The following is a 21,034-nucleotide window of genomic DNA, read 5'->3' on the forward strand; positions in this document are numbered from 1 at the left end:
GAACGCCTCCTCCGGCACGCCGAACACTCATACGATATGCCTCATGGCGCGCATCGACTGGACCCGGGACGAGCTGCTGCTGGCCTGCGCACTCGTCATGCAGAACGACTGGCACGAGCTGCGCCAAGGCGACGCAGATGTGCTCGAACTGTCCGACCTGCTTCGGTCTCTCCCGACCAACCAGGACTCCGCTGCCAGTGACCCCCGGTTCCGGTCGCCCAACAGCGTCAGCCGCAAGACCACCGACATTGCGACTGCCCACCCCAGCTATGCGGGTGCCGCCACGAGGGGCGGCCGCCCGACACGAGCGGTCGTCAGTGACTTTCTGGCTCACCCGGCGGAGATGATGGCCACCGCCGAAGCGATCCGCCTGGGTATCGGATCCGGGGAGCTCCACCGAATACCGCCCCAGCCCGATGAAGCTGGCGATGACGGGGAGACAACGGCACGCGAGGGGCGGCTCCTGACTCGGTGGGCGCTGTACCGGGAGCGCGATCGCGGTCTGCGCAACCGCAAGATCCAGCAAGCCCGCCGTCGAGGTCAGGCCATCCAGTGCGTGGTGTGCTCCTTTGACTTCAAGCGTTTCTACGGCGCCGTGGGTGAGGATTACATCGAGGTTCACCACACCCTGCCTCTCCACGTTTCCGGGCCAACCGAGACCAAGCTCGACGACCTCGCCTTTCTGTGCGCCAACTGCCACCGCATGTGCCACAAGAGCTTCCGCGGTGAATCCTGGCGTACTCCCGACGCGCTGCGGGCGATGATCCGGGGATCCGAAACGGACGCCTTTCACGCCGCCTCGACCTCCGCCTCGTAACGGGCCTGCGCTCGATCAAGCACTTCATCCGGGTCACTGCCTTGCACTGCGAGCCAGTGCAGCAGGTCAGCAATGACATCGGTGACCGACGCCTCCAACATCGCGTATGCAGGGAAAGCCGCCGAACTGGTACCGGAAAGTTTCTGGTACTCGTCGAGCACCGCCGTCGCCCGCTGGACTCTCACGCAGTGACGCGCCGGCTCCAACGAGATCTCGCACCACACGGCCTTTCCCGTGGCAGTGAGCAGAGTGCCCCAATCCAGACTCATCGCAGCGAGCAGATGAAGGCCTCGACCACATTCCTCGTCGCAGCCCTCAACCCTCACCATCGGCACAGTGTGGCTCTTGTCGTGGAGCTCCACCCGGAGCCGGCCTTCCTTCGGCTCTAGGACGAGGGTCGCGGGCACCCCTTCCCCCACGTGCTTGATGATGTTCGTCGCCAGCTCAGTGACAGCCAGCTCGACCTCGTCGGCGACGGCTCCAGCGCCCCACCGCCCGAGCATGCACCGGACCGTCTACCGCAACAGCCCTAGCTCCTCCGGCACCGCCTCGAACGGCAGGACACACCGCAGCTGACGCGCGTTCTCTTTACAGAAGGACATGGCGAGACTCCCTCTCTGGCCACGTCAGCGCTGCGCCCACCGCAACCGAGCGGCGACGCTGCGTAGCCTTCGTGGCTCGAGTATGGCAGTGAGAAGTCTCGCCATGTAACTTCTCACGAGAATCCATCGAGTGAATCTGGTGGAGCATCAACTTCCGGACTGCATAGCCTGATTGCGGCCAGCGAGCACGGCGCCCGCGCCGCCAAGGAGGTAACCGACGTGCCAGCGAGGGCCACCACCCGCCGCCGCCAGCTAGGCGCAACCCTGCGCAAGCTCCGAATCCGTAAGGGGCTGACTCTGGAAGAGGCCGGTCTGCGCGTCGGCGTATCCAAGGCGACCGTCAGCCGGTACGAGACACGCGAAGGCCCCGTCAAATGGCTTGTCGTTGAAGCTCTTTGCCGCGAGTACGACGCCACCAGCGCCGAGCAGGATGCCCTCATTGGGCTGGCCAAAGATGCCAAGCAGCAAGGCTGGTGGAGGTCCTTCGCGGATTCCATCCCGGAGAGCATGAATCTGCTGCTCACCCTCGAAGACGAGGCTGTCCGCGAGGATCACTTCTCCTGCGTCTACGTTCCTGGGCTGCTCCAGACCCGCGCCTACTCCACTGCCCTGCAGCTGGCGAACGAGATAGAGCGCACCCCGGAGGACATCGAGCGTCTCGTCGATATCCGCATGAAGCGCCAGGAGATCCTCAACCGGCCGAAGCCGCCTCGCCTATGGGCCATCCTCGATGAGTCCGTTATCCGTCGAGTCGTCGGCTCCCCCGACGTCATGCGCGACCAGCTGGACCAGCTGCTGCGAGCCAACGAATCTCCTCATGTCACGCTCCAAGTGCTCCCCTTCTCTCAGGGTGCGCATGGCGCCGCCCTCGGCAGCTTCGTGATCCTGGGTGGTCAGGAGACGACCCTCGACGTCGTCTATGTGGATCTCCACGTCGGATCGATCTTCATAGAGAAGGACGAGGAGCTGGACAGATACCGACTTGCGTTCGACTATCTCCGCGCACAAGCGTTGGGCATGGGTGCGTCTTCCGCCCTCATCCGCCAGATTCGCGAGGAGATTCAATGATCAGCAGCGGTCCCGACTGCCACGCCGTCGATGACTCGGCGTGGTTCAAGTCCACTTACAGCGGATCCAATGAGACCGAGTGCGTAGAGGTCGCTGTTGTGAGTACCCACGTCTTCATACGCGACTCAAAGCGCCCAGGCGACATGCAGTTCGTCGTCGGTCCGCACGCTTGGGCCGGATTCGTCGCATCCATACGAGACATACCTCGCCCCTGACTCGTCCGACCCTCCGGGCATTGCTTGGCAACCCCCGTACCCCCTGGCACAGTTACTCGCACAGGACCGGCTCAAGAAGCAGGGGCAGACGGGGGCATGGGGCACACGCGGCGGCGCGCAGCACTCGCACTCGGAGCCCTCGTGCTCGGCGGTGTGGCGTGGCAGTGGCCCGTCGGGCGGGACGATGCCATTGATGCCACCCAGTTCACCATCGCCTTCTTCGCCACGCTCCTCACCGGCGAAGCAGTCATCTTCGCGCTCTCCTTTTCCGCCGCCAGTTCTTGGCCCTCCCTCCGAGCCATAGACAGCCATATCGCCTTCCGCGAGTGGGTGTTGGCCGGGTGGATCGCTGCCATGTTCACCGCAGGCGGGCTTCTTGGGCAGAGTGAGCGGAGTACGACCTATGGAGCGCTGCTCTTCCTCCTCGCCAATTGCTTCGGCATCTTCTCCTTTGCCCGGCTCTTCGGGCTTGCCAGCATCGGCGGGCGCAATCGGCTGCTGCGGCGCACCCTGGGGCTCGGGATCGCCGAACTCCGGGCGCGGCAAGCCACCCCCGGCCATGAGGATCAGGAACTCAGCGACGATCCCGTTGTCGCCTCCTACCTCGGCGCCCTCGATCAAGTCATCAGTGGCAACGACCCCAACGGCATTCGCAATCTCGTACTTCAGCTCACAAGCGCCCAAGTCCCCGCGCCCGCGAGCGAGGACGTTGCCGCTCTCCATCTGGAAGTCCTCCACCGACTCTGCCGCGCCGCTCTCGTGCGCGGCACCGATCCCGTCGTCGTGGTCGGGTGTGCGGAGTCGATCCTCGAATCCTTGATACGTCGCGTTCGTACACTGCCCGATCCCGCCGTCGCGCTCGGTGAGGCAAGTCGCTATCTCGCCTGGCTCGGCAGCACCGCCACGCTGATGTCCCAGCGCGGCATCGCCGACAAACGTGCCGCCCGCGAGCTCGTCGCCATGTCCGTCGACAGCCGTCGGCTCATTCTCCGGCAGGCCGATCCCGATCCGGTGTCCGTGAGGAGTTCCGCCGACATGGGATCCGTCTTCGAGAGCCCGTTGGCCATGCTGCTCTGGGCTCAGGATTTCACCGAGTTCCATGGTTCGGACCAGGCCGGGGCCTTCTATGGGATCCACCAGTTCCTCACCGGGCGGAAGTTCATGGGGAACTACTGGGACGGCGCGTCCGTGTTGAGCGAGACTCGGGCTGTCCTCTACGGCAACACCAGCGGTCCACCCGCCGGTACTACCGAGGCTCGTCGGTCCCGTGAACTCTTCAGCGGTGTTGCCGAGTTCGATCGCTTCTGGGGTCTCGTCTCCGTCAATGCCCTCGCTACCCTGCGCGATGTGCGGGCCGAGCATCCCGCCGAGCTCATCCGGCCCGAGTTCACGCCGGATCCACAGCTCCTCGGCGCTTATCTACGGACGTTCGCCAGCCACCGATGGTTCGACACCGCTGCGGATGCGCAGAAGGCTCTGCTCACCCTCATGGTGCGCAGCGACGGTTCCGACTCGCCCTGGGAGCAGGCCCAGCTGCGCCGGGAGCGGTCAGTCATCCATACGCCCGCTCCTCGCAGTGCACCTCATGGCCGTCCCGCTGCCATGGTCCTCGCCATAGCCGCCCGGCTGGCGCCCCTCACTCACCGAGATCCGGATCCCGAACTCCGTGCCTTCCTCAGTGGGCTGTCCGCACCTGCGCTGGACGCAGCGGCCGGTCTCGCGCGTCGCGTCCTACCCGGCACTGCGGGCCTCAATGACCCACTGGAGTCCGTCGTCACCGGATTACGTGTTCTCCAACTCGTCGGCGCTCATGCCGGGAGCACCTCGTGAACTATGAGGAGTGGGCCACGGCCATCAACCGCGTCGGCGGAACCGGCGTGCAGGCTGCCCTCGTCGTCCAGTGCGGTCTGGAGTGGCTGCTTCCCGGACGGCTCCCCCTCCGTAACGCAGTCGACGAAGCCCTCTTCAACGCCCAGTTACGTCGGGGCACTTCGCTGCGCATCACCCGCGTCCTGCTGCACAATCTTCCGGCCGCCGTCAGCGACGGGCCCGGGGGCCCGGACATGACGCGGTCCTTCGAGCAGTGGAACCACCGGCTCGCAGCATCCGGCGCGCTCCTCCAGGCGCCCTCCCCTCACATCGAGCGGCTCATCATCGAAGGAAGCGAATCCGGTGCATCCGTACCGGATATGGTCGACGTCCAGGAAGAGGGCCGCTGGTGGGATGCGCCGCGCACCGCACAGGTCCTGCGGACCATCTCAAGCCCCGGTGCGACAACACCTCTGACCGGTTACGACGTGAACCTGGACGGACCGTTCAGCGATTCGGACCCGTCGGTCCACATGTGACACGTACGACGCGAGGGAGAGATTCCGTTGCCTTACGCACCTGAGACCGAGCAGGACCACAAGTTCCTGGAGCAGGCCATCGCCATCTCACGGCACTCCCTGGAAGACGAAGGGAAGACTCCTTTCGGCGCTCTCGTGGTGGTGGAGGGCGAGGTCGTGGGCACGGGCACCAGCTCCGTGGTCGAGCTCCAGGACCCGACCGCACACGCGGAGGTCATGGCGCTGCGCGACGCGGGCAAGCGGCTCGGGCGGCACCTCATGGAGGACGCCGTGATGTACGCGAGCAGCGAGCCCTGCCCGATGTGCCTCACCGCCTGCTACTGGGCTCGGGTCCCCCGCCTCGTATACGCCGCGACCAGTCACGATGTCGCCGTCAACGGCTTCGAAGACCTGCAGTTCTACCGGGAGTTGGCTCTCCCCAACGCAGAGCGCCGTCTGCTGGCCGAGGTGCCCGTACAGGGCGACCTGCGGTCCACTGCCGCGGCCGCTCTCGGCGAGTGGGCGGAGGGCCTGCCGTCTCCCGTGGAGCCGAAGCTCTGACACCACGGGGCAGGACCCCCAGCAAGCCAGTCAGCCCGCAAACACTGTCGGCAGCGCCGCGTCCCGCACGGCAACGCGCCTCAGGGGGCCCGCTCCTGGCGGGCCCCCTGAGGGGTGGCACTCGGCGTTCAGCGCCCAGGGTCCCGGCCCCGCACCCAAAAGGCGCAGCCCAGGACAGGTGCGTCAGTGGGTACTCGCCGGGGTACCCGGCCGCCTCGCTCAGAGAACATCTCTACTCAACCGCCCCCATGGCGGGCGTCCTGATCTACACGGCAACCAGCGACTCGGAGGGCAGCCTCGGAGGGCTGGTCGTCCAGGGCGAACCCGACTCCCTGTCCACCTCGTTCCTCTCGGCCTTGCGTCGGGCGGAGTGGTGCAGCGCAGACCCGCTTCAAGTCCTCCTACAGTGGCGGCTCCGGGACCGAGTGCGTCGAGGTGGCGGTGTCTGAGCACGAAGTGCTTGTCCGTGACTCCAAGTGCTCCGACCCCGATCGGCTCGCCGTTGAACCGCGCGCCTGGGCCGGATTCGTCGCATCCATACGAGACATACCTCGCCCCTGACCCCGGGAATCCTGGAACCTGCTCGGCCAACCTCACCCAGCGTGGCCCTAGCCCAGTGGTTTGCACGAAAGTCCCGCGACACGCCGAGCAGGGCGAGCAGGGGATGGGACTTTTCTGCATTACGGAGGCCACCGAGCGTCCTGGGCATCGTCTCCGTGGGGCCGGTGATGACGAGGCCCTCCGGGAGCGTCAATGCCTGGAGTTCCGGCGCTGGGTTCGGTCGTCCGCGAAGGCCTCCCAGGCGCTTCAGCCACCTCCGGCGCCCGCCCTGCGCCTCCGCCGACGTCATCGGCTCGCGGTGCGGCAAGTTCGATGACAGCTCTGCCCGTAAGCCATCCGCTTCCTACGGCTAGGCGGCGGAGTCGGCAGGTTCTTCTTGGGCTCGCAGCATCTGTGCCATGGCCTCCAGGCTGCGCGCAGCGGCCGTGCCACCACCACACGTCAACGAGGCGATGAGGCTGCCGAGCAGACCGTCCCGGTCGGCGACGATCCGGACCTGGCCGACTTCGACGACGAGGCCCAACAGATCCAGCCGCAGCCCCTGCGGGATGTCGAGCACGACACAATCCGGAGCAGACGTTGTCATTCTGGCGCTCCCTATTGGAGGGTCGGGGTGCCCTCCTCGTACCCCTTGCCGACAGTCCGTACCCGACCGCGCGGCTGCACCCGATGCCGCTTCGCCGAGCACGTCGCCCGCCGGACACTCCGTCAGGCTTGTCGCGCCTGGTCCTTCCTGTTCGGAGCATGAGTGCGGTGGATCCGAACGGTATGGGACGGGCCCGACTACGCAGCCGAGTGGAGTCCGAAGAGGGGATCGTCGGGCGGCTGTTGGGACTACCGCTCCATCGGACGACCTGCGTAGCCCGCGCGTTCGGCGACCTGGCCCGGAACCGATGCGCAGGAGCCCGGCGCTCAACCGCACCCGCGCAAACGAAAAGGGCCCGCTCGTCGCGGGCCCCCTTCGGACAGGTGCGTCAGTGGTTACTCGCCAGGGTGGCCGTCGAAGCCGCCCGCGGCGTAGCCGGCGCCGTGGGTGATGCCGGCCGCGCCGCCGAGGTTCTCGAAGGCGAAGCCTGCCTTCCAGTCCCCGTCGTGGCCGTCGTCGTCGTGGCCGCCTGCGAAGTGACCGGCGCCCTCGGTGATCCCGGCGGGGCCGCCGAGGTTCTCGAAGGCGACGCTGCCTTCCGAGCCCTGGTCGTAGTCGTCGTGGGCGAGGGCGGTGCCGCTGGCGCCCATCACGGCCGCGGCGGCGAGAGCAGTGGCAGCCAAGGCGGTACGAATACGCATGGGGTCCCTTTCAGGTATGTGTGATGATCATGGCGTTTGTCCAGGTTTCCCCTCTTCCCGGACCACACAGACCCTCCCGGGTGCATTTCACCCGTACAGCCCGCCCTACCCGACCCGCTCGTCCCAATCAATCCGGTGTTCGAACTGCCACGCCCCCCACACCGCGCCCTCGCCCACCTTCGTCACCATCGGCAGCACCGCGTCCCGCAAGGCGCGGCTCAGCGGGCCCGCCGGTTTCGGGGTGGCCGTGCGGGCCGCCGCGGAGGTCGCGGTGGGGGTTGCCGTGGCGTGTTTCAGGATGCGGTCCACTCGGGGGCGGCGCAGGGACTCGTACGCCTTGAAAGCCTTGCCGGGGGGCAAGTCCCGCAGGCAGCGCGCCAGTTCTACCGCGCTCTCCGAAGCGAGCGACGCGCCCTGGCCCGATGCCGGGGGCGTCGCGTGGGCCGCGTCCCCGATCAGGATCATGCGGCCCCTGCTCCAGGCGCGGAGGGGAGGCATCGTTTCTGTAGGCCCTGTGATGACCAGGTCCGGTGGGAGCGTGGCCGCCAGTAGGTCCGATGCCGGGGTCCGGTCGTCCGTGAACGCCTCCCTCAGGCGCTTCAGCCACTCCGCCGCGCCCACCGCCTGCGTCTCGGTCGGCGTCATCGGCTCGCGGTGCGGCAGGTTCGCCGACCAGACCGCCGAACCGTCGTCCAGGATCTGGTAGGCGAAGTACGCCTTCTTGCCGAAGCACATGTACAGCACCCCCTCCGTCGAGGGGAGGTCCGTCGCCTTTGGCACGCTTGCCGAGAACGTCAGCATTCCCGCGTAGTGCGGCTTCGGAGTCGACGGGTCGATCAAGGAACGTACCGTCGAGTGCAGGCCGTCCGCGCCGATCAGGACGTCCGCCCTCGCCAGCGAACCGTCCGAGAAGCGGGCCGTCACTCCCGTGCCCGTGTCGGTCGCGTCCAGGAGGCGCTTGCCCCTGTGGAGCGTTATCCCGCGGCGCGTCGCCTCCGCCGCGAGCGCCTCTTGCAGCTCCGTGCGCCAGACGAAGCGGGTGGTGGGGAGGTCGGCGGGCGGGGCGAGTCGGGCCAGGTGCCTGCCCGTCCAGCTGCGCAGGCCCAGGGCGGTCACCGGGGTGCCGATGGCGCGCACCGCCTCCGCCGCGTCGATCGCCTCCAGCGCCTGCAGGCCGTTCGGGGCGACCGTCATGCCGCCGCCGGAGCGGGAACTCCGTTCCTTCGAAACGGAGTCGTCGTACGCCTCGTACACCGTCGCCTCAATGCCCGCCTTGTGCAGGGCCATCGCCGCCACCGGGCCTGCGATGCCACCCCCGATGACCAGGGCTGTTCGGGTGCGGGCAGTGGTTCGCGCGGTCATCTCTACTATCGGTCCCTCGTCGGCAGCGCCTTCGAGCGCGCCGCGGATGCGCAGCGCACACCCGCCCCAACCTACGTGGCGCAGACCCCCTCGCCGCAAGGCTTTCCTGGCGCGTTAGCCTCGGGTCGAAGGCGCATTGAGGGCGCATTGAGGGCGTATCGGCTGGAAGCGAAGCCGGTGGAAGACGCCGGTGGAAGACACCAGTGGAAGAAACCGTGGAAACGGAAAGCGGAGGCGCAGGCATGGCGAAGGTACCGGCAGGGGCAGTGGCCGCCAGTGGGCTCGTCGGAGGGTTCGCCATCGCCCGGTGGACCAAGAAGCGGCCGCTGGGTGGGCTCGTCCTCGCCGCCGCGGGGGCCGCTGCCGCGCAGCAGTGGCGGCAGAGCGCGGGCGGCAGGACCGCCGTCGCGCTCAGTGCCACGTACGTCGCCGCCTTCGCCGGGTCGCATCCGCTCGCCAAGAAGGTCGGGGCCTGGCCCGCGGTCTTCGGGGTCGCGGGGGGCGTGGGGCTTGCCTCCTGGGCGCTCGCCGATCGCCGCCGGGCGTCGGACGACCTCACCCGCTCCGTCTGACCTCACCCGCTCCGTCTGACCTCACCCCATCGGATCATCCGTCCGACCTCACCTGTTCCGTCCGACGGCGCGACCGGACCGGCTCCGTCCGACGGCCCCACCGGCTCCGCGCCTCGGTTCAGGCCTCGCTCCCGCTGTCCCTGAACAGGCGCGCGAATCCCGCCACCGCGAGGACCCCCGCCCCCATCACCAGGGCGAAGGCCCCCCACGCCAGCGGCCACACCGCCGCGTCCGGCTCCGGGTGGCTGTCGAACGAGACGTACATCAGCGTCGCCGGAGGGCCCGCCACAAGCAGCAGCGCCCAGCCGAGACGGTCACGGAAGCCGAAGTAGGCCGCCAGGGCCAGCATCGTGACGGCCAGGGCGGTGATGCCGAGCGCCGTCACCGGTGACGTCTCGTCGATCGCGCCGGGCGTCTCGGGGCGGTTGCGCAGGTCCCAGGGCAGACAGAGGAGGTACGCCGCTGCCGCGAGGCCCGCGCCGAGCGCGCGCGTCACCCAGCGCCGCAGGGGCGGGCTGTCGGGCAGGGACCACAGCAGGTTCCGCGGGTTTATGGGGCTCAGTTCATGGCGCGGGCTCATGCGCGGGTTCATGCGGGGATACATGCGCGGGCTTATTCGCAGACTCGTGCGCGTGCTCATGTTCATCGACTTTGCCGTCATGGGTACGACCCTGTCGACTTCGCCGTGGGGCGCGACAGAGTACGCGTACTCAGACCGCTGGGACCGCTGGGGCCGCTCAGACCGGCCGCGCGCCCCCTGTGCCCCTGAACGTCGTCCGGTACGACCCCGGCGACACCCCGAGCCCCGCCTGGAAGTGCTGCCTCAGCGACGCGCCCGTGCCGAAGCCCGCCTCCGCCGCGATGCGGTCGACCGTGCGGTCCGTCTCCTCAAGGAGCTCGCGGGCCCGGTCCACGCGGCGCTGGGTCAGCCACTGCATCGGCGTCAGGCCCGTCTCCTCGCGGAAGCGGCGGCTGAAGGTGCGCACGCTCATGGATTCCTGGGCGGCCATCTCCGCGAGCGTCAGGGGCTCGGACAGGCGCGTCCGGGCCCACTCGCGGGCCCGGCCCGTCGACGTCAGGCGGGGCTCCGCCACCGGGCGCCGGATGTACTGGGCCTGGCCGCCCTCGCGGTGCGGGGGTACGACGGTGCGGCGGGCCACGTCGGCCGCCACCGCCGAGCCGTGATCGCCCCGGATCATGTGCAGGCAGAGGTCGATGCCCGCGGCCTCGCCCGCGGAGGTGAGGACCGGGCCCTCGTCCACGTACAGGACGTCAGGGTCGACCGTCACCGCCGGGAACGTACGGGCGAAGAGGTCCGCCGAGAGCCAGTGCGTAGTCGCCCTGCGACCGTCCAGGAGGCCCGCTGCCGCCAGGACGAAGGCGCCTGTGCAGATGGAGGCGGTACGGGCACCGACGTCCGTGGCGGACTTGAGCGTCTTCGCGAGGGCGGGCGGGAGGCCGCCGCCCGGCGTCAGCGACTCGTCCTGTTCGTGCGAGGCCGGGACGATGACCGTGTCCGCGCCCGCCACCGCCTCGGGGCCGTGCTCGGCGTAGACGGGGAAGTCCGCGTCCGTGCGGATCATGCCGGGGGTGAGGGCGCAGGTGCGGAGGTCGTAGAGGGGCTCTCCGGTGGAGGGGGCGCGCGCGTTGCCGAAGAGCTGGTGGACCAGGCCCAGCTCCATGGGGAGTACGCCGTCGCGGATCAGGACCGCGACGGCGTGAGGCTTGGTCACCTCGCGCTTGGTCACCTCGCGCTTGGCCACCTGGCTTTTGGTCACCTGGCGCTTGGTCACTGCGGTTCTCCTTTCCCCGACCCCGCCCCTTCCCGAAAACCCGCTCGGCGCGGGGGCCCTGGTTGCCGTCATCACCGGCTTCGCCGAGTTCGTCCTCAAACGCCGGACGGGCTGAAAGACCCCCGGACGGGCTGAGAATCAGCCCCCCAGCGCATGCGACACCGTATAGATCGCCAGCCCCGCCAGCGCCCCCACCACCGTGCCGTTGATCCGGATGAACTGCAGGTCCCTGCCGATGTGCGCCTCGATCTTCTTCGAGGTGTGCTCGGCGTCCCAGCCCGCGACCGTGTCGGTGATCAGGGAGGTGATCTCGTTCCGGTACGTCGTCACCACGTACACCGCGGCGCCCTCGATCCAGCCGTCCACCTTCTGCTGGAGCCGTCCGTCCGTCGCCATCCGCGAGCCGAGCGAGAGCAGCGCGGCCCGCACCCGCAGGCGCAGCTCGCTGCGCTCGTCCTCGGCGGCGGCCACGATCATCTGGCGTACGGCGGACCAGGCGGAGGCGATCAGGTCCTGCACCTCGCCGCGGCCCAGGACCTCCCGCTTGAGGCGCTCCACTCGCTCACGGGTGTCCGGGTCGGACTGGAGGTCGGCGGCGAAGTCGGCGAGGAAGCGGTCCACGGCACCGCGCGCGGGGTGCTCGGGCATGTCCCGCATCTCGGCGAGGAAGCGGAGCAGCTCCTTGTAGACGCGCTCGCCGACCTTCTTGTCGACGAACCGCGGGGTCCAGCCGGGGGCGCCGCCCTGCACCGCGTCCATGACCGACTCGTCGTGCTCCACCAGCCAGTCGTGGGCGCGTGCGCAGACGAGGTCGACGACGCGCTTGTGGCCGCCGTCCGCGACGACCTTCTCCAGCATCTTCCCGATGCCCGGCGCGATCTCCTGGGTGTCGGCCCGGCGCGTGATGGCCTCGCCGACGACCGCCTGGACGTGCGAGTCGCGCAGGACCGTGAGGGCGCCGCGCAGCGCCGTCGCCAGTTCCGCCGTCACCCGGTCGGCGTGTTCGGGGTCCGCGAGCCAGGTGCCGAGACGGCTGCCGATACCCACGGCACGCAGGCGGTCCCGTACGACATCGGACGAGAGAAAGTTCTCACCGACGAATTCGCCCAGGGAGACGCCCAGTTGATCCTTTTTGTTCGGGATGATCGCCGTGTGCGGGATGGGCAGGCCCAGCGGGTGGCGGAAGAGCGCCGTCACCGCGAACCAGTCGGCGAGCGCGCCGACCATGCCCGCCTCGGCCGCCGCGGCCACATAGCCCGCCCAGGCGCCCGCGCCGGAGTTCTGCGCCCACTTGGCGAGCACGTAGACGAGCGCGACGAAGACGAGGAGGCCCGTCGCGGTGATCTTCATCCGGCGGACACCGCGCCGCTTCTCCTCGTCGGCGGGGCTGTACGTGAAGCCGCCGCCGCCCGTGCCGGACGCCGGCTCCGTGTGAGCCTCGTCATGGGCGACGCCATGAGCGGCACCATGAGCTGCGTCACGCGCCTCGCCCGCCGGAACTGATCGATTCCTACGTTCCACTCACTCCACCTGGCCCGTTCGCGTGGTTCACGTCGCCCTCACCCCTATTGTCCCCGGCTCTCCGCTTCCCTTCCTGCTCCCTTCCCGCTCCCTTCCCGCCCCCCTTGCCGTTCTCTTCCTGACCGACTCCTGGAACGGACCACAAGTTCCCGGCGTCTGAAGAGGCGGAGGGGGGCAGTGTCGGCCGCCTCACGGCCCATGACGCATCATGGGGTGATCACATCGGAGCCTCGGGCTCCCCCTGCTCGAGGAGACACAGCCCGCATGACCAAGCGTCACGGTTATGCCCTGCTTGCCGCGGTGCTCGCGGTAATAGTGGTGATTTCCGCCGCCATATACCTCGGTGTTTCAGGCACCGACGACGGATCTCAGGACAACATCAGCGCGGGGCCACGCGGCCCGCGCAACTCTGCCGCGCCCGCGTCCTCCGGCACCTGGGTCGGCTCCTGGGCGGCATCCCCCGCGGCGGCCGAACCGAACACGCACCGCAACGGCTTCGCGGGCCGGTCCATCCGCAACGTCGTGCACACCAGCGTCGGCGGCGAGAGCACCCGCATCACCCTGTCGAACCTGTACGGCAAGCAGCCGCTGAGCATCACCCACGCCTCCATCGCCGTCGCCCTCGGGGCGAACAACCCGGCCGCGGCCCCCGGCACCCTGCGCCGCCTGAACTTCAACGGCAACACGTCCGTGGTGATCCCCGCGGGCCAGCAGGTGATGAGCGACGCGGTCCGGCTGCGCGTGCCGCACGACAGCGACCTCCTGGTCTCGACGTTCTCACCGACCGCTTCAGGTCCCGTCACCTTCCACCCGCACGCCCGCCAGGTCAGCTACGTCGCCGAGGGCGACCGTACGGAAGACCCGAACGGCACCGCGTACAACCAGCAGAGCACCTCCTGGCGCTACCTGTCGGCCGTGGACGTCCTGAGCCACGAGTCGGACGGCACCGTCGTCGTCTTCGGTGACTCGCTCACCGACGGCATCTCCTCCACGATGGGCGCCAACGCCCGCTGGACCGACGGCCTCGCCGCCCGCCTGCGCACCGATTCGGGCGCCCCGCGCTACGGCGTCGTGAACGAGGGCATCAGCGGCAACCGCGTCCTCTCGGACGGGAACGGGTCGCCCGCGGACAACCCGAGCGGGCTCTCCCGCTTCGACCGCGACGTCCTGGACCGGACGGGCGTCAAGGCCGTCGTCGTCGCGCTCGGCGTCAACGACATCCTGCGCAATCCGCACCAGAACAACCCCGACCGCATCGTCGAAGGACTGCGGGAGCTGACCCGGCAGGCGCACACGCGCGGGCTGCGGGTCGTCGGGGCGACCCTGATGCCGTTCGGCGGCCACCGGGGGTACGAGCCCTCGCTTGAGAACGTGCGCCAGGCCGTGAACGAGCAGATCCGTGGCGGCAAGGTCTTCGACGAGTTCGTCGACTTCGACAAGGCGCTGCGCGATCCGTACGACCCGCGCAAGCTGCGTGCCCAGTACGACTCGGGCGACCATCTGCACCCGAGCGACTCGGGCTACCTGAAGATGGCGGACACGTTCAACGTGACGCAGCTGCGGGGCTCCGCGGCCGCCGAGCTGTAGGGGCGCTCAAAGCCCTGCCAGGGGGCTCCGTCCACGGACCGAGCCCCCGAGCCCCCGAGCCCGCCAGCCTGGGGCCTGCGGCCCGCAGCCCGCAGCCCGCAGCCCGCAGCCCGCAGCCCGCAGCCCGCGAGAGCCTCAGCCCCGCTGCTCCCCGCGCCTGCGCATCTGCAGCTCGCGCCGCTCCTCGCGCCGCTCCAGACGATCGCGGCGCCGCTCCTCCTTCAGGCGCAGCTTCTCGACCTTGCGGATCTTGCGGTCCACGCCGACGCCGCCCATCAGGGCGAAGCCCTTGACGACCACGCGGGGCGAGCCGGGCGTTCCCTCGCCGGTCGCCTCGTCGTCGAAGCCGCCCATGAAGCCGAAGCCCTTGACCACGACGGTCATCTCGGGCGGCACGATGACCTGCATGCCTCCCATGAGGGTCCAGCAGCGGATCTCCACGTCGCGCTCCGTGAACCGCGCCTCGCGCAGGTCGATCTCGCCGCCGCCCCACACCGCGACCCCGTCGAACTGCCGACCGACCACCCAGCCGCCCTTGCGGCTGAAACCGCCCCAGAAGGCGAAGCCGAGCTTCGACGTCGGTTCGCCGCTCACCATCCGCTCGGACCAGTCGATGGCGGCGGGGTCGTCGCTCACCGAGGCCTTCACCATGGAGATCTTGGCGCCCGCCTGCGGCAGATCCCGCGTGATCGGCTCCAACTCGCCGTACGTACGCGCCTTGTACGTCGCGTCCAGGCGCTCCTCGAACTCCTCCATGTCCAGGCGGCCCTCGGCCACCGCGTCACGGAGTCGTTCGGCGACGCGTTCGCGGTCGGCGTCGGCGGCCCGGAGATCGGGGAGATGAGGCTGCTCGTCGGTCATATGAGCAGCCTACGAGTTCGTCTTGTCCGCGTACATCTTGGCGATGACCGCCTCGATGTCGGGTTCCCTGACCGAGAGGTCGACCATCGGATACCGCTCCGCGACCCGGGCGACAAGCGGAGCTGCCGACTCCGCCGCCGGGAAGGCGAGCCACTGCCGCGGCCCCTCCACCTTCACCACCCGCGCCGACTCCACCTCGATGGGCGGAAGTTCGCGCTCCAGATCCACGACCAGGGTCCGCTCGCTCTCCCCCACCTCGTGCAGACCGGCAAGGGCACCGTCGTACATCAGACGCCCGTGGTCGATGACCATCACCCGCTTGCAGAGCTGCTCGATGTCGGTCAGGTCATGCGTGGTGAGCAGGACCGTCGTGCCCGCCTCGGCGTTCAAGTCCCGCAGGAATCCCCGGACTTTGGCCTTGCTGATCACGTCGAGGCCGATCGTCGGCTCGTCCAGGTAGAGCACCTCCGGGTCGTGCAGGAGCGCCGCCGCGATGTCCCCGCGCATCCGCTGGCCGAGCGAGAGCTGCCGTACAGGGACGTCCAACAGCTCTGCCAGCTCCAGGAGTTCGACACACCGGTCGAGGTTCTCCTTGAAGCGGGCGTCCGGGATCCGGTACATGCGGTGCATCAGGCGGTACGAGTCGATCAGCGGCAGGTCCCACCACAGGGTGGTGCGCTGGCCGAAGACCACGCCGATGCGCCGCGCGAGGCGGGTGCGCTCGCGGGACGGGTCGATGCCCGCGACCCGCAACCGGCCGCCGCTCGGCGTCAGGATGCCCGTCAGCATCTTGATCGTCGTCGACTTGCCCGCGCCGTTCGGGCCGATGTAGCCGACCATCTCGCCGCGCGGCACGGTGAAGCTGATGCCGTCGACGGCACGCACCTCGTGCTTCTCGCGCCGCATGAAACCGGTCTTCTTGCGTACGTCGAAGACCTTCTCGACGCCGTCGAGCTCAATGAGGTCTGGTCCCACGGCAGTTCAGCTCCCTGTGCTGCGGTACGAACGGAGTCCCGTGCGCCAGGCGAGGCCCGCGAGCGCGAGAAGGGCGACAGCCACGAGGGGCGGCGTGAACGCCACCCATGTCGGCAGGTCGAGCGGGTAGGGCCGCCCGAGGACGTACAGCGCGGGGATCCAGTTCACGAAGGCCAGCGGCAGGATGAAGGTGGCGCCGCGCACCAGGTCCTTGGCGAAGACGGTCGGCGGGAACTGGAGCAGCGTGGTGCCGCCGTACGTGAACGCGTTCTGCACCTCGGCCGCGTCCCGCGCCGCGAACTGGAAGGCCGCGCCCCCCACGAACACGGCCGCGAAGATGCCCGCGCCGCAGAGCAGCATCAGCGGGACCATCAGGACCTTCAGCGGGGTCCAGCCGATGTCCAGGACCACGAGCGAGTACGCGAGGACCAGCGCGCCCTGCGTCACGCGCCCGAGCCGGTGCAGGCCGAAGCGGTCGGCGGCGACCTGCGCGATCACCGGGGCGGGCCGCACCAGGAGCGTGTCGAGCGTGCCGTCACGCACCCGCTTGCCCAGGCGGTCCATGGACCCCAGGGCGAGGTCGGCGAACCCGAACGACGTGCAGGTGGTGCCGTAGAGGAAAGCGACCTCGGAGAGCGAATAGCCACCGAGCCGGTCCACCTGCGAGAACATCAGCAGGATCGCCACGAAGTCGAACGCCGTCACCGCGAGGTTGCCGACCGCGGTCATCACGAACGACAGGCGGTAGGCCATCAGGGAGCGGATCCACATCCCGGAGATCAGCCGGTAGGCCCGAAGGCCGTCGCGCACCTGCGCAAGGCCGTGCCGCCGCGCCCGCGTAAGTCTGTTCCGCCGCGCCCGCGCGAGGCCGTACCGCGCCTCCTTCACGTCACCCACCCTGGACCACCACCCGTCGCGTGGCCACGGCCTGGAGCAGCCGCCCGGTCGTGAGCAGCGCCGCCGCCCAGCCGATCTGGAAGGCGTACGTCCACAGCAGGTCCACGCCCGTGTGCTTGCCGAGGAACACGTCGACGGGCACCTGGAGCAGCGCCGACCAGGGCAGCGCGCGGGCGAGCTCGCCGAGGGCGCCCGGGAAGACGTTCAGCGGGAGCAGCATCCCGGAGAAGAAGGTGCCCGCGAGCATCGCCACCTGGGTGGTGCCCGCGCCGTCCATCAGCCAGAACGCGGAGAGCGCCACCAGGAAGCGGATCGCGAAGCTGACGAGCGCGCCGAGGAAGACGGCGAGCAGGAACGCCAGCCAGCGCAGCGGTTCGGTGGGCAGGGCCAGGTCGAAGAGGAGAGCCCCGAACACCATCGGCACGACACCACGCCCCAGGAGCTGGAACAGGGTCCTGCCCAGGTCGGTCGCCAGCCACCAGAGCTGCAGGTCGGCGGGCCGGTAGAGGTCGACGGCGATGTCCCCGGTGCGGATCCGCTCGATCAGCTCGCCCTCGAAGCCACCGCCCATCAGGGCCATCACCGTGAGCAGCGCCTGCCCCAGCCATACGAACGTCAGTGCCTGCGCCTGGTCGTAGCCGCCGAGCCCGGGACGCTCGTCCCAGAGCGCGATGTAGGTGTAGGCGAGGATCAGCCCGAAGACCGTGTTGGTGAACACCCCCGCCAGGGTGGCCGTCCTATAGGTGGCGTACCGCCGGAAGCCTCCTCGGGCGACGGCCGCGTACAAGCGGAACCGTCCTGTACGCACACGCATCCCCTTTAACGAGAGTCTTTACGTTCTTTACGAGAGCCTTGACGTGAGCCTTGCCGTGAGCCGGGCCAGGTAGGGGCCGGGTACGGGCCAAAGAGACGGAGCCTAGTGCGGTCGTCATCGCTCGTGCCAGGCATTTTCCGTGCGCGGCGCGTGCCTGGTGGGGAACGCAGGAAGCGACAGTGTGCAATGGGTCGTACGAGGCGTACGTGACGTACGACGCGAACCGGGAGTTCCACGAGACATGAGCAGCAGCGACGAGCCGCAGCAGCCGGGTGGCAAAGAGCCCGAGGGCTGGGCGCCCCGCGAACCCGTGGATCCCCCGGCCTCCACACCGGCCGGCGCATCGGCGAACGCCGCCGGCGCCTCGGGAGGCGCCGCAGAAGGAGCGACCGGTGCCGACGGCATCGACGGCGCCGATGGCACCGGCAAGAAGGACAAGAAGGGCAAGAAGACGAAACGCCCCAAGCGCAAGGGCTGGCGGCGGATCTTCCCCACCTGGCGCATGGTGCTCGGCGGGTTCGTCCTGCTGATCCTGCTCCTCGTCGGCGGCTTCGCCGCGGGCTACATGATCGTCGACATCCCCCCGGCCAACGCGGCGGCCACCGCGCAGAGCAACGTCTACCTCTACGCCGACGGCACCCAGCTGGCCCGCGACGGCGAGGTCAACCGCGAGAACGTACCGCTGAGCCAGATCCCCAAGGAGGTCCAGCACGCGGCGCTCGCCGCCGAGGACCGGGACTTCTACAGCGAGTCCGCGGTCGACCCCAAGGCGATGATCCGCGCCGCCTACAACACCGTCACCGGCAAGGGAAAGCAGTCCGGTTCGACGATCACCCAGCAGTTCGTGAAGAACTACTACCTGGGCCAGGAGCAGACGGTCACCCGCAAGGCCAAAGAATTCTTCATCTCCATCAAGCTGGACCGCGAGGTGAGCAAGGACGACATCCTCGCCGGATATCTGAACACCAGCTACTTCGGGCGCAACGCGTACGGCGTGCAGGCCGCGGCCCAGGCGTACTTCGGCAAGGACGTCAAGAAGCTCACCACCGCACAGGGCGCCTATCTGGCGACACTCCTCAACTCCCCCAACGCGTACGACATCGCGACCCACCCGGAGAACAAGAAGCGCGCCGAGGGCCGCTGGAACTACGTCCTGGACGGCATGGTCAAGCAGAGGTGGCTCAGCGCCGCCGACCGGGCCAAGGCCACGTTCCCCGCGCCCAAGGAGGCCAAGGGCTCCTCCGGCCTCTCCGGGCAGCGCGGGTACCTCGTACAGGCCGTCGAGGACTATCTGACGTCCAACAAGATCGTCGACGAGGACACCCTGGCCAAGGGCGGCTACCGCATCACCACCACCCTCCAGAAGAACCGTCAGGACGCCTTCAAGGAGGCCGTCGACGACCAGGTGATGTCCAAGGTCGACAAGGACGCCCGCAAGGTCGACCGCAACGTGCGGGCCGGCGGCGCCTCGATCGACCCGAAGACCGGCGAGGTCGTCGCCATGTACGGCGGCATCGACTACACCAAGCAGTACGTCAACAACGCCACGCGCCGCGACTACCAGGTGGGCTCCACCTTCAAGCCGTTCGTCTTCACCTCGGCCGTGGAGAACGGCTCGGTCACCCAGGACGGCCGCACGATCACCCCGAACACGATCTACGACGGCACCAACAAGCGCCCCGTGCAGGGCTGGGACGGCGGCACGTACGCCCCCGAGAACGAGGACGACGTCAACTACGGCAACATCCCCGTGAGCACCGCCACCGACAAGTCCGTCAACTCGGTCTACGCGCAGATGGCCGTCGACGTCGGCTCGGACAAGGTCAAGGACACGGCGGTGTCCCTCGGCGTCCCGAAGAGCACCCCCGACCTGACCGCGTCCCCCTCCATCGCGCTCGGCCCGTCCACGGCCTCCGTCCTTGACATGACGGAGGCGTACGCGACGCTCGCCAACCACGGCAAGAAGCCCACGTACTCGATGGTCAAGAAGGTCACCAAGAGCGGCCAGGCGGTCGAACTGCCGGAGCCGACCACCGCGCAGGCCGTCAGCCGCGAGGCCGCCGACACCACCACGTCCGTCCTGCAGAGCGTCGTCGACGGCGGCACCGGCACGGCCGCGCAGGCCGCGGGCCGCCCGGCGGCGGGCAAGACCGGCACCGCGGAGGAGGACAAGGCGGCCTGGTTCGCGGGCTACACCCCCGAGCTCGCCACCGTCGTCTCCGTAATGGGCCAGAACCCGGACACCGGCGCGCACACCCCGCTGTACGGGGCGCTCGGCCAGCCCCGCATCAACGGCGGCGCCTACCCGGCGCAGATCTGGGCGCAGTTCACCAGGACGGCCCTGGAGGACGAGCCGGTCACGGACTTCGACCTGGACGTGGAGGAAGGCTCCGACGTACCGGAGATCCCGGACCCCTCGGGCGTCGAGGAGGACCCGGCGACCGGCGGAGCGGCCACCGGCGGCGGCAGCGAGACGCCGGGCCAGGACCAGGGCCAGACCCAGGGTCAGGACCAGGGCCAGACGCAGGGCCAGGACCAAGGGCAGACCCAAGGCCAGGACCAGGGCCAGACGCAGGGGCAGGACCAAGGGCAGACGCAGGGCCAGACGGACGGCGGTGCCACCGTCGACGGCGGAGCGACCGACGGAGGCACCCCCACCGACCCGGGCACCGCCCAGGGCGGCCAGACGGACGGCGGCGCCACCGTCGACGGCGGGACGGGCGTCGCCGAGGGGGCCGTGGGCGGCTTTCCGGACAACGCGGCGGCGAGGAGGAAGGGCGAGGGCTTCGAGTAGGGCCCTTCTGGCACTAGGACCCTTCTGGCACTGGCGCCCTTCCGGTAGGTACCAGTGCCCTTCCGGTACTAGTGCCCCGAGGTCGCCTTCAGGCCCACGACGGCGACGAGCAGCAGCACCACGAAGAAGATCCGGGCGGCGGTGGCAGGCTCACCGAGGACCATCATCCCGACCACCGCCGCACCGGCAGCGCCGATGCCGACCCACACGCCGTACGCCGTACCGATGGGCAGCGTCTTGGCGGCGTGCGAGAGCAGCATCATGCTCGCGACGATCCCGAGGCCGGTGAACACGCTCGGCCACAGCCGGGTGAACCCCTCGGTGAACTTCATCCCGATCGACCAGCCCACTTCGAGCAGACCGGCGACGATCAACAGAACCCAGGCCACGACGGCACCTCCGACACGTAGAGACGCGAGA

22 protein-coding genes and 1 pseudogene are annotated in these 21,034 nt (G+C 69.1%); 11 read left to right on the forward strand and 12 right to left on the reverse strand.

The features are described from left to right. Positions 1–43 precede the first annotated feature (43 nt). Entirely contained in the window at positions 44–817 is a 774-nt protein-coding gene (locus ACZ5CR_RS22570; RefSeq protein WP_468860041.1) for an HNH endonuclease, read from the forward strand. Here ACZ5CR_RS22570 and ACZ5CR_RS22575 read toward each other — a convergent pair. Continuing rightward, complete coding sequence (locus tag ACZ5CR_RS22575) at positions 790–1,320, reverse strand: ATP-binding protein (RefSeq protein WP_468860043.1); 531 nt, start codon at positions 1,318–1,320, stop codon at positions 790–792. The genes ACZ5CR_RS22570 and ACZ5CR_RS22575 overlap by 28 nt on opposite strands. A 318-nt stretch (positions 1,321–1,638) precedes the next feature. On the opposite strand from ACZ5CR_RS22575, the gene ACZ5CR_RS22580 reads away from it, so the two are divergent. From ACZ5CR_RS22580 to ACZ5CR_RS22610, 7 genes and pseudogenes are all read left to right on the forward strand, one after another. Continuing rightward, positions 1,639–2,487, forward strand: coding sequence for a helix-turn-helix domain-containing protein (locus ACZ5CR_RS22580; RefSeq protein ID WP_468860045.1), 849 nt, complete (start codon positions 1,639–1,641; stop codon positions 2,485–2,487). Beyond that, positions 2,484–2,702: a DUF397 domain-containing protein gene (locus ACZ5CR_RS22585; protein ID WP_468860047.1), complete on the forward strand. Its 219-nt coding sequence runs from the start codon at positions 2,484–2,486 to the stop codon at positions 2,700–2,702. The genes ACZ5CR_RS22580 and ACZ5CR_RS22585 overlap by 4 nt, the downstream gene beginning before the upstream one ends. Positions 2,703–2,798: 96 nt before the next feature. Further along, the gene (locus tag ACZ5CR_RS22590) at positions 2,799–4,532 is read left to right on the forward strand and encodes a hypothetical protein (RefSeq protein ID WP_468860049.1); all 1,734 of its coding nucleotides are present in this window, start codon (positions 2,799–2,801) and stop codon (positions 4,530–4,532) included. Further along, the gene (locus tag ACZ5CR_RS22595) at positions 4,529–5,050 is read left to right on the forward strand and encodes a hypothetical protein (protein ID WP_468860051.1); all 522 of its coding nucleotides are present in this window, start codon (positions 4,529–4,531) and stop codon (positions 5,048–5,050) included. The genes ACZ5CR_RS22590 and ACZ5CR_RS22595 overlap by 4 nt, the downstream gene beginning before the upstream one ends. A 27-nt stretch (positions 5,051–5,077) precedes the next feature. Next, positions 5,078–5,590 carry a nucleoside deaminase gene (locus tag ACZ5CR_RS22600; RefSeq protein WP_468860053.1) on the forward strand — a complete coding sequence of 171 codons (513 nt, stop codon included), beginning with the start codon at positions 5,078–5,080 and terminating at the stop codon, positions 5,588–5,590. A gap of 200 nt (positions 5,591–5,790) precedes the next feature. Then, a pseudogene (locus ACZ5CR_RS22605) lies at positions 5,791–5,982 on the forward strand (DUF1998 domain-containing protein); the annotation flags it as partial. Positions 5,983–6,031: 49 nt separating this feature from the next. Then, a complete protein-coding gene (locus ACZ5CR_RS22610; protein ID WP_468860055.1) occupies positions 6,032–6,151 on the forward strand; it encodes a DUF397 domain-containing protein in 120 nt (39 codons plus the stop codon). 349 nt (positions 6,152–6,500) lie between these two features. On the opposite strand, the gene ACZ5CR_RS22615 is transcribed toward ACZ5CR_RS22610, so the two are convergent. The 3 genes from ACZ5CR_RS22615 to ACZ5CR_RS22625 form a co-directional block, all read right to left on the reverse strand. Beyond that, positions 6,501–6,737, reverse strand: coding sequence for a hypothetical protein (locus tag ACZ5CR_RS22615; protein WP_468860057.1), 237 nt, complete (start codon positions 6,735–6,737; stop codon positions 6,501–6,503). Positions 6,738–7,132: 395 nt separating this feature from the next. Continuing rightward, positions 7,133–7,438 (reverse strand): hypothetical protein, encoded by a 306-nt coding sequence (locus ACZ5CR_RS22620; RefSeq protein WP_468860059.1) that lies wholly within the window; start codon positions 7,436–7,438, stop codon positions 7,133–7,135. A 105-nt stretch (positions 7,439–7,543) separates the two neighbouring features. Beyond that, positions 7,544–8,800, reverse strand: coding sequence for an FAD-dependent oxidoreductase (locus ACZ5CR_RS22625; RefSeq protein ID WP_468860061.1), 1,257 nt, complete (start codon positions 8,798–8,800; stop codon positions 7,544–7,546). A 242-nt stretch (positions 8,801–9,042) separates the two neighbouring features. On the opposite strand from ACZ5CR_RS22625, the gene ACZ5CR_RS22630 reads away from it, so the two are divergent. Next, entirely contained in the window at positions 9,043–9,372 is a 330-nt protein-coding gene (locus ACZ5CR_RS22630) for a hypothetical protein (protein ID WP_468860063.1), read from the forward strand. Between the two features lie 118 nt (positions 9,373–9,490). Here ACZ5CR_RS22630 and ACZ5CR_RS22635 read toward each other — a convergent pair whose 3' ends face one another. The 3 genes from ACZ5CR_RS22635 to ACZ5CR_RS22645 all read right to left on the reverse strand — a co-directional run bounded on the left by ACZ5CR_RS22635 (position 9,491) and on the right by ACZ5CR_RS22645 (position 12,515). After that, positions 9,491–9,952: a hypothetical protein gene (locus ACZ5CR_RS22635; protein ID WP_468860065.1), complete on the reverse strand. Its 462-nt coding sequence runs from the start codon at positions 9,950–9,952 to the stop codon at positions 9,491–9,493. A 157-nt stretch (positions 9,953–10,109) separates the two neighbouring features. After that, positions 10,110–11,054 (reverse strand): GlxA family transcriptional regulator, encoded by a 945-nt coding sequence (locus tag ACZ5CR_RS22640; protein WP_468860319.1) that lies wholly within the window; start codon positions 11,052–11,054, stop codon positions 10,110–10,112. Between the two features lie 249 nt (positions 11,055–11,303). Continuing rightward, the gene (locus tag ACZ5CR_RS22645) at positions 11,304–12,515 is read right to left on the reverse strand and encodes a DUF445 domain-containing protein (RefSeq protein ID WP_468860321.1); all 1,212 of its coding nucleotides are present in this window, start codon (positions 12,513–12,515) and stop codon (positions 11,304–11,306) included. A gap of 435 nt (positions 12,516–12,950) precedes the next feature. Here ACZ5CR_RS22645 and ACZ5CR_RS22650 point away from each other — a divergent pair, with 435 nt between their 5' ends. After that, positions 12,951–14,273 (forward strand): SGNH/GDSL hydrolase family protein, encoded by a 1,323-nt coding sequence (locus ACZ5CR_RS22650; protein ID WP_468860067.1) that lies wholly within the window; start codon positions 12,951–12,953, stop codon positions 14,271–14,273. A 135-nt stretch (positions 14,274–14,408) separates the two neighbouring features. Here ACZ5CR_RS22650 and ACZ5CR_RS22655 read toward each other — a convergent pair whose 3' ends face one another. The 4 genes from ACZ5CR_RS22655 to ACZ5CR_RS22670 all read right to left on the reverse strand — a co-directional run bounded on the left by ACZ5CR_RS22655 (position 14,409) and on the right by ACZ5CR_RS22670 (position 17,820). Next, on the reverse strand, positions 14,409–15,134 hold the full coding sequence (locus ACZ5CR_RS22655) for a DUF1707 SHOCT-like domain-containing protein (RefSeq protein WP_468860069.1): 726 nt from the start codon (positions 15,132–15,134) through the stop codon (positions 14,409–14,411). A 9-nt stretch (positions 15,135–15,143) separates the two neighbouring features. Continuing rightward, positions 15,144–16,109, reverse strand: coding sequence for an ABC transporter ATP-binding protein (locus ACZ5CR_RS22660; RefSeq protein ID WP_468860071.1), 966 nt, complete (start codon positions 16,107–16,109; stop codon positions 15,144–15,146). A 6-nt stretch (positions 16,110–16,115) separates the two neighbouring features. Next, positions 16,116–16,919, reverse strand: coding sequence for an ABC transporter permease (locus ACZ5CR_RS22665; RefSeq protein ID WP_468860323.1), 804 nt, complete (start codon positions 16,917–16,919; stop codon positions 16,116–16,118). A 79-nt stretch (positions 16,920–16,998) separates the two neighbouring features. Next, positions 16,999–17,820 (reverse strand): ABC transporter permease, encoded by an 822-nt coding sequence (locus ACZ5CR_RS22670; RefSeq protein ID WP_468860073.1) that lies wholly within the window; start codon positions 17,818–17,820, stop codon positions 16,999–17,001. Between the two features lie 241 nt (positions 17,821–18,061). Between ACZ5CR_RS22670 and ACZ5CR_RS22675 the strand changes: the two genes are divergently transcribed. Then, positions 18,062–20,614: a transglycosylase domain-containing protein gene (locus tag ACZ5CR_RS22675; RefSeq protein ID WP_468860074.1), complete on the forward strand. Its 2,553-nt coding sequence runs from the start codon at positions 18,062–18,064 to the stop codon at positions 20,612–20,614. Positions 20,615–20,682: 68 nt separating this feature from the next. On the opposite strand, the gene ACZ5CR_RS22680 is transcribed toward ACZ5CR_RS22675, so the two are convergent. Continuing rightward, the gene (locus ACZ5CR_RS22680; protein WP_160505255.1) at positions 20,683–21,003 is read right to left on the reverse strand and encodes a DMT family transporter; all 321 of its coding nucleotides are present in this window, start codon (positions 21,001–21,003) and stop codon (positions 20,683–20,685) included. Positions 21,004–21,034 lie beyond the last annotated feature (31 nt).

It is taken from the genome of Streptomyces sp. NPDC031274, from assembly GCF_055570235.1.

Excerpts from the sequence above, each read along its gene's own strand:
- ACZ5CR_RS22570 (WP_468860041.1), top strand. The coding sequence starts at position 44 with ATGGCGCGCATCGACTGGACCCGGGACGAGCTGCTGCTGGCCTGCGCA.
- ACZ5CR_RS22590 (WP_468860049.1), top strand. The coding sequence starts at position 2,799 with ATGGGGCACACGCGGCGGCGCGCAGCACTCGCACTCGGAGCCCTCGTG.
- ACZ5CR_RS22625 (WP_468860061.1), bottom strand. The coding sequence starts at position 8,800 with ATGACCGCGCGAACCACTGCCCGCACCCGAACAGCCCTGGTCATCGGG.
- ACZ5CR_RS22620 (WP_468860059.1), bottom strand. The coding sequence starts at position 7,438 with ATGCGTATTCGTACCGCCTTGGCTGCCACTGCTCTCGCCGCCGCGGCC.
- ACZ5CR_RS22585 (WP_468860047.1), top strand. The coding sequence starts at position 2,484 with ATGATCAGCAGCGGTCCCGACTGCCACGCCGTCGATGACTCGGCGTGG.
- ACZ5CR_RS22575 (WP_468860043.1), bottom strand. The coding sequence starts at position 1,320 with ATGCTCGGGCGGTGGGGCGCTGGAGCCGTCGCCGACGAGGTCGAGCTG.
- ACZ5CR_RS22675 (WP_468860074.1), top strand. The coding sequence starts at position 18,062 with ATGAGCAGCAGCGACGAGCCGCAGCAGCCGGGTGGCAAAGAGCCCGAG.
- ACZ5CR_RS22635 (WP_468860065.1), bottom strand. The coding sequence starts at position 9,952 with ATGAGCCCGCGCCATGAACTGAGCCCCATAAACCCGCGGAACCTGCTG.
- ACZ5CR_RS22645 (WP_468860321.1), bottom strand. The coding sequence starts at position 12,515 with ATGAAGATCACCGCGACGGGCCTCCTCGTCTTCGTCGCGCTCGTCTAC.
- ACZ5CR_RS22670 (WP_468860073.1), bottom strand. The coding sequence starts at position 17,820 with ATGCGTGTGCGTACAGGACGGTTCCGCTTGTACGCGGCCGTCGCCCGA.
- ACZ5CR_RS22615 (WP_468860057.1), bottom strand. The coding sequence starts at position 6,737 with ATGACAACGTCTGCTCCGGATTGTGTCGTGCTCGACATCCCGCAGGGG.
- ACZ5CR_RS22630 (WP_468860063.1), top strand. The coding sequence starts at position 9,043 with ATGGCGAAGGTACCGGCAGGGGCAGTGGCCGCCAGTGGGCTCGTCGGA.
- ACZ5CR_RS22655 (WP_468860069.1), bottom strand. The coding sequence starts at position 15,134 with ATGACCGACGAGCAGCCTCATCTCCCCGATCTCCGGGCCGCCGACGCC.
- ACZ5CR_RS22650 (WP_468860067.1), top strand. The coding sequence starts at position 12,951 with ATGACCAAGCGTCACGGTTATGCCCTGCTTGCCGCGGTGCTCGCGGTA.
- ACZ5CR_RS22640 (WP_468860319.1), bottom strand. The coding sequence starts at position 11,054 with ATGGAGCTGGGCCTGGTCCACCAGCTCTTCGGCAACGCGCGCGCCCCC.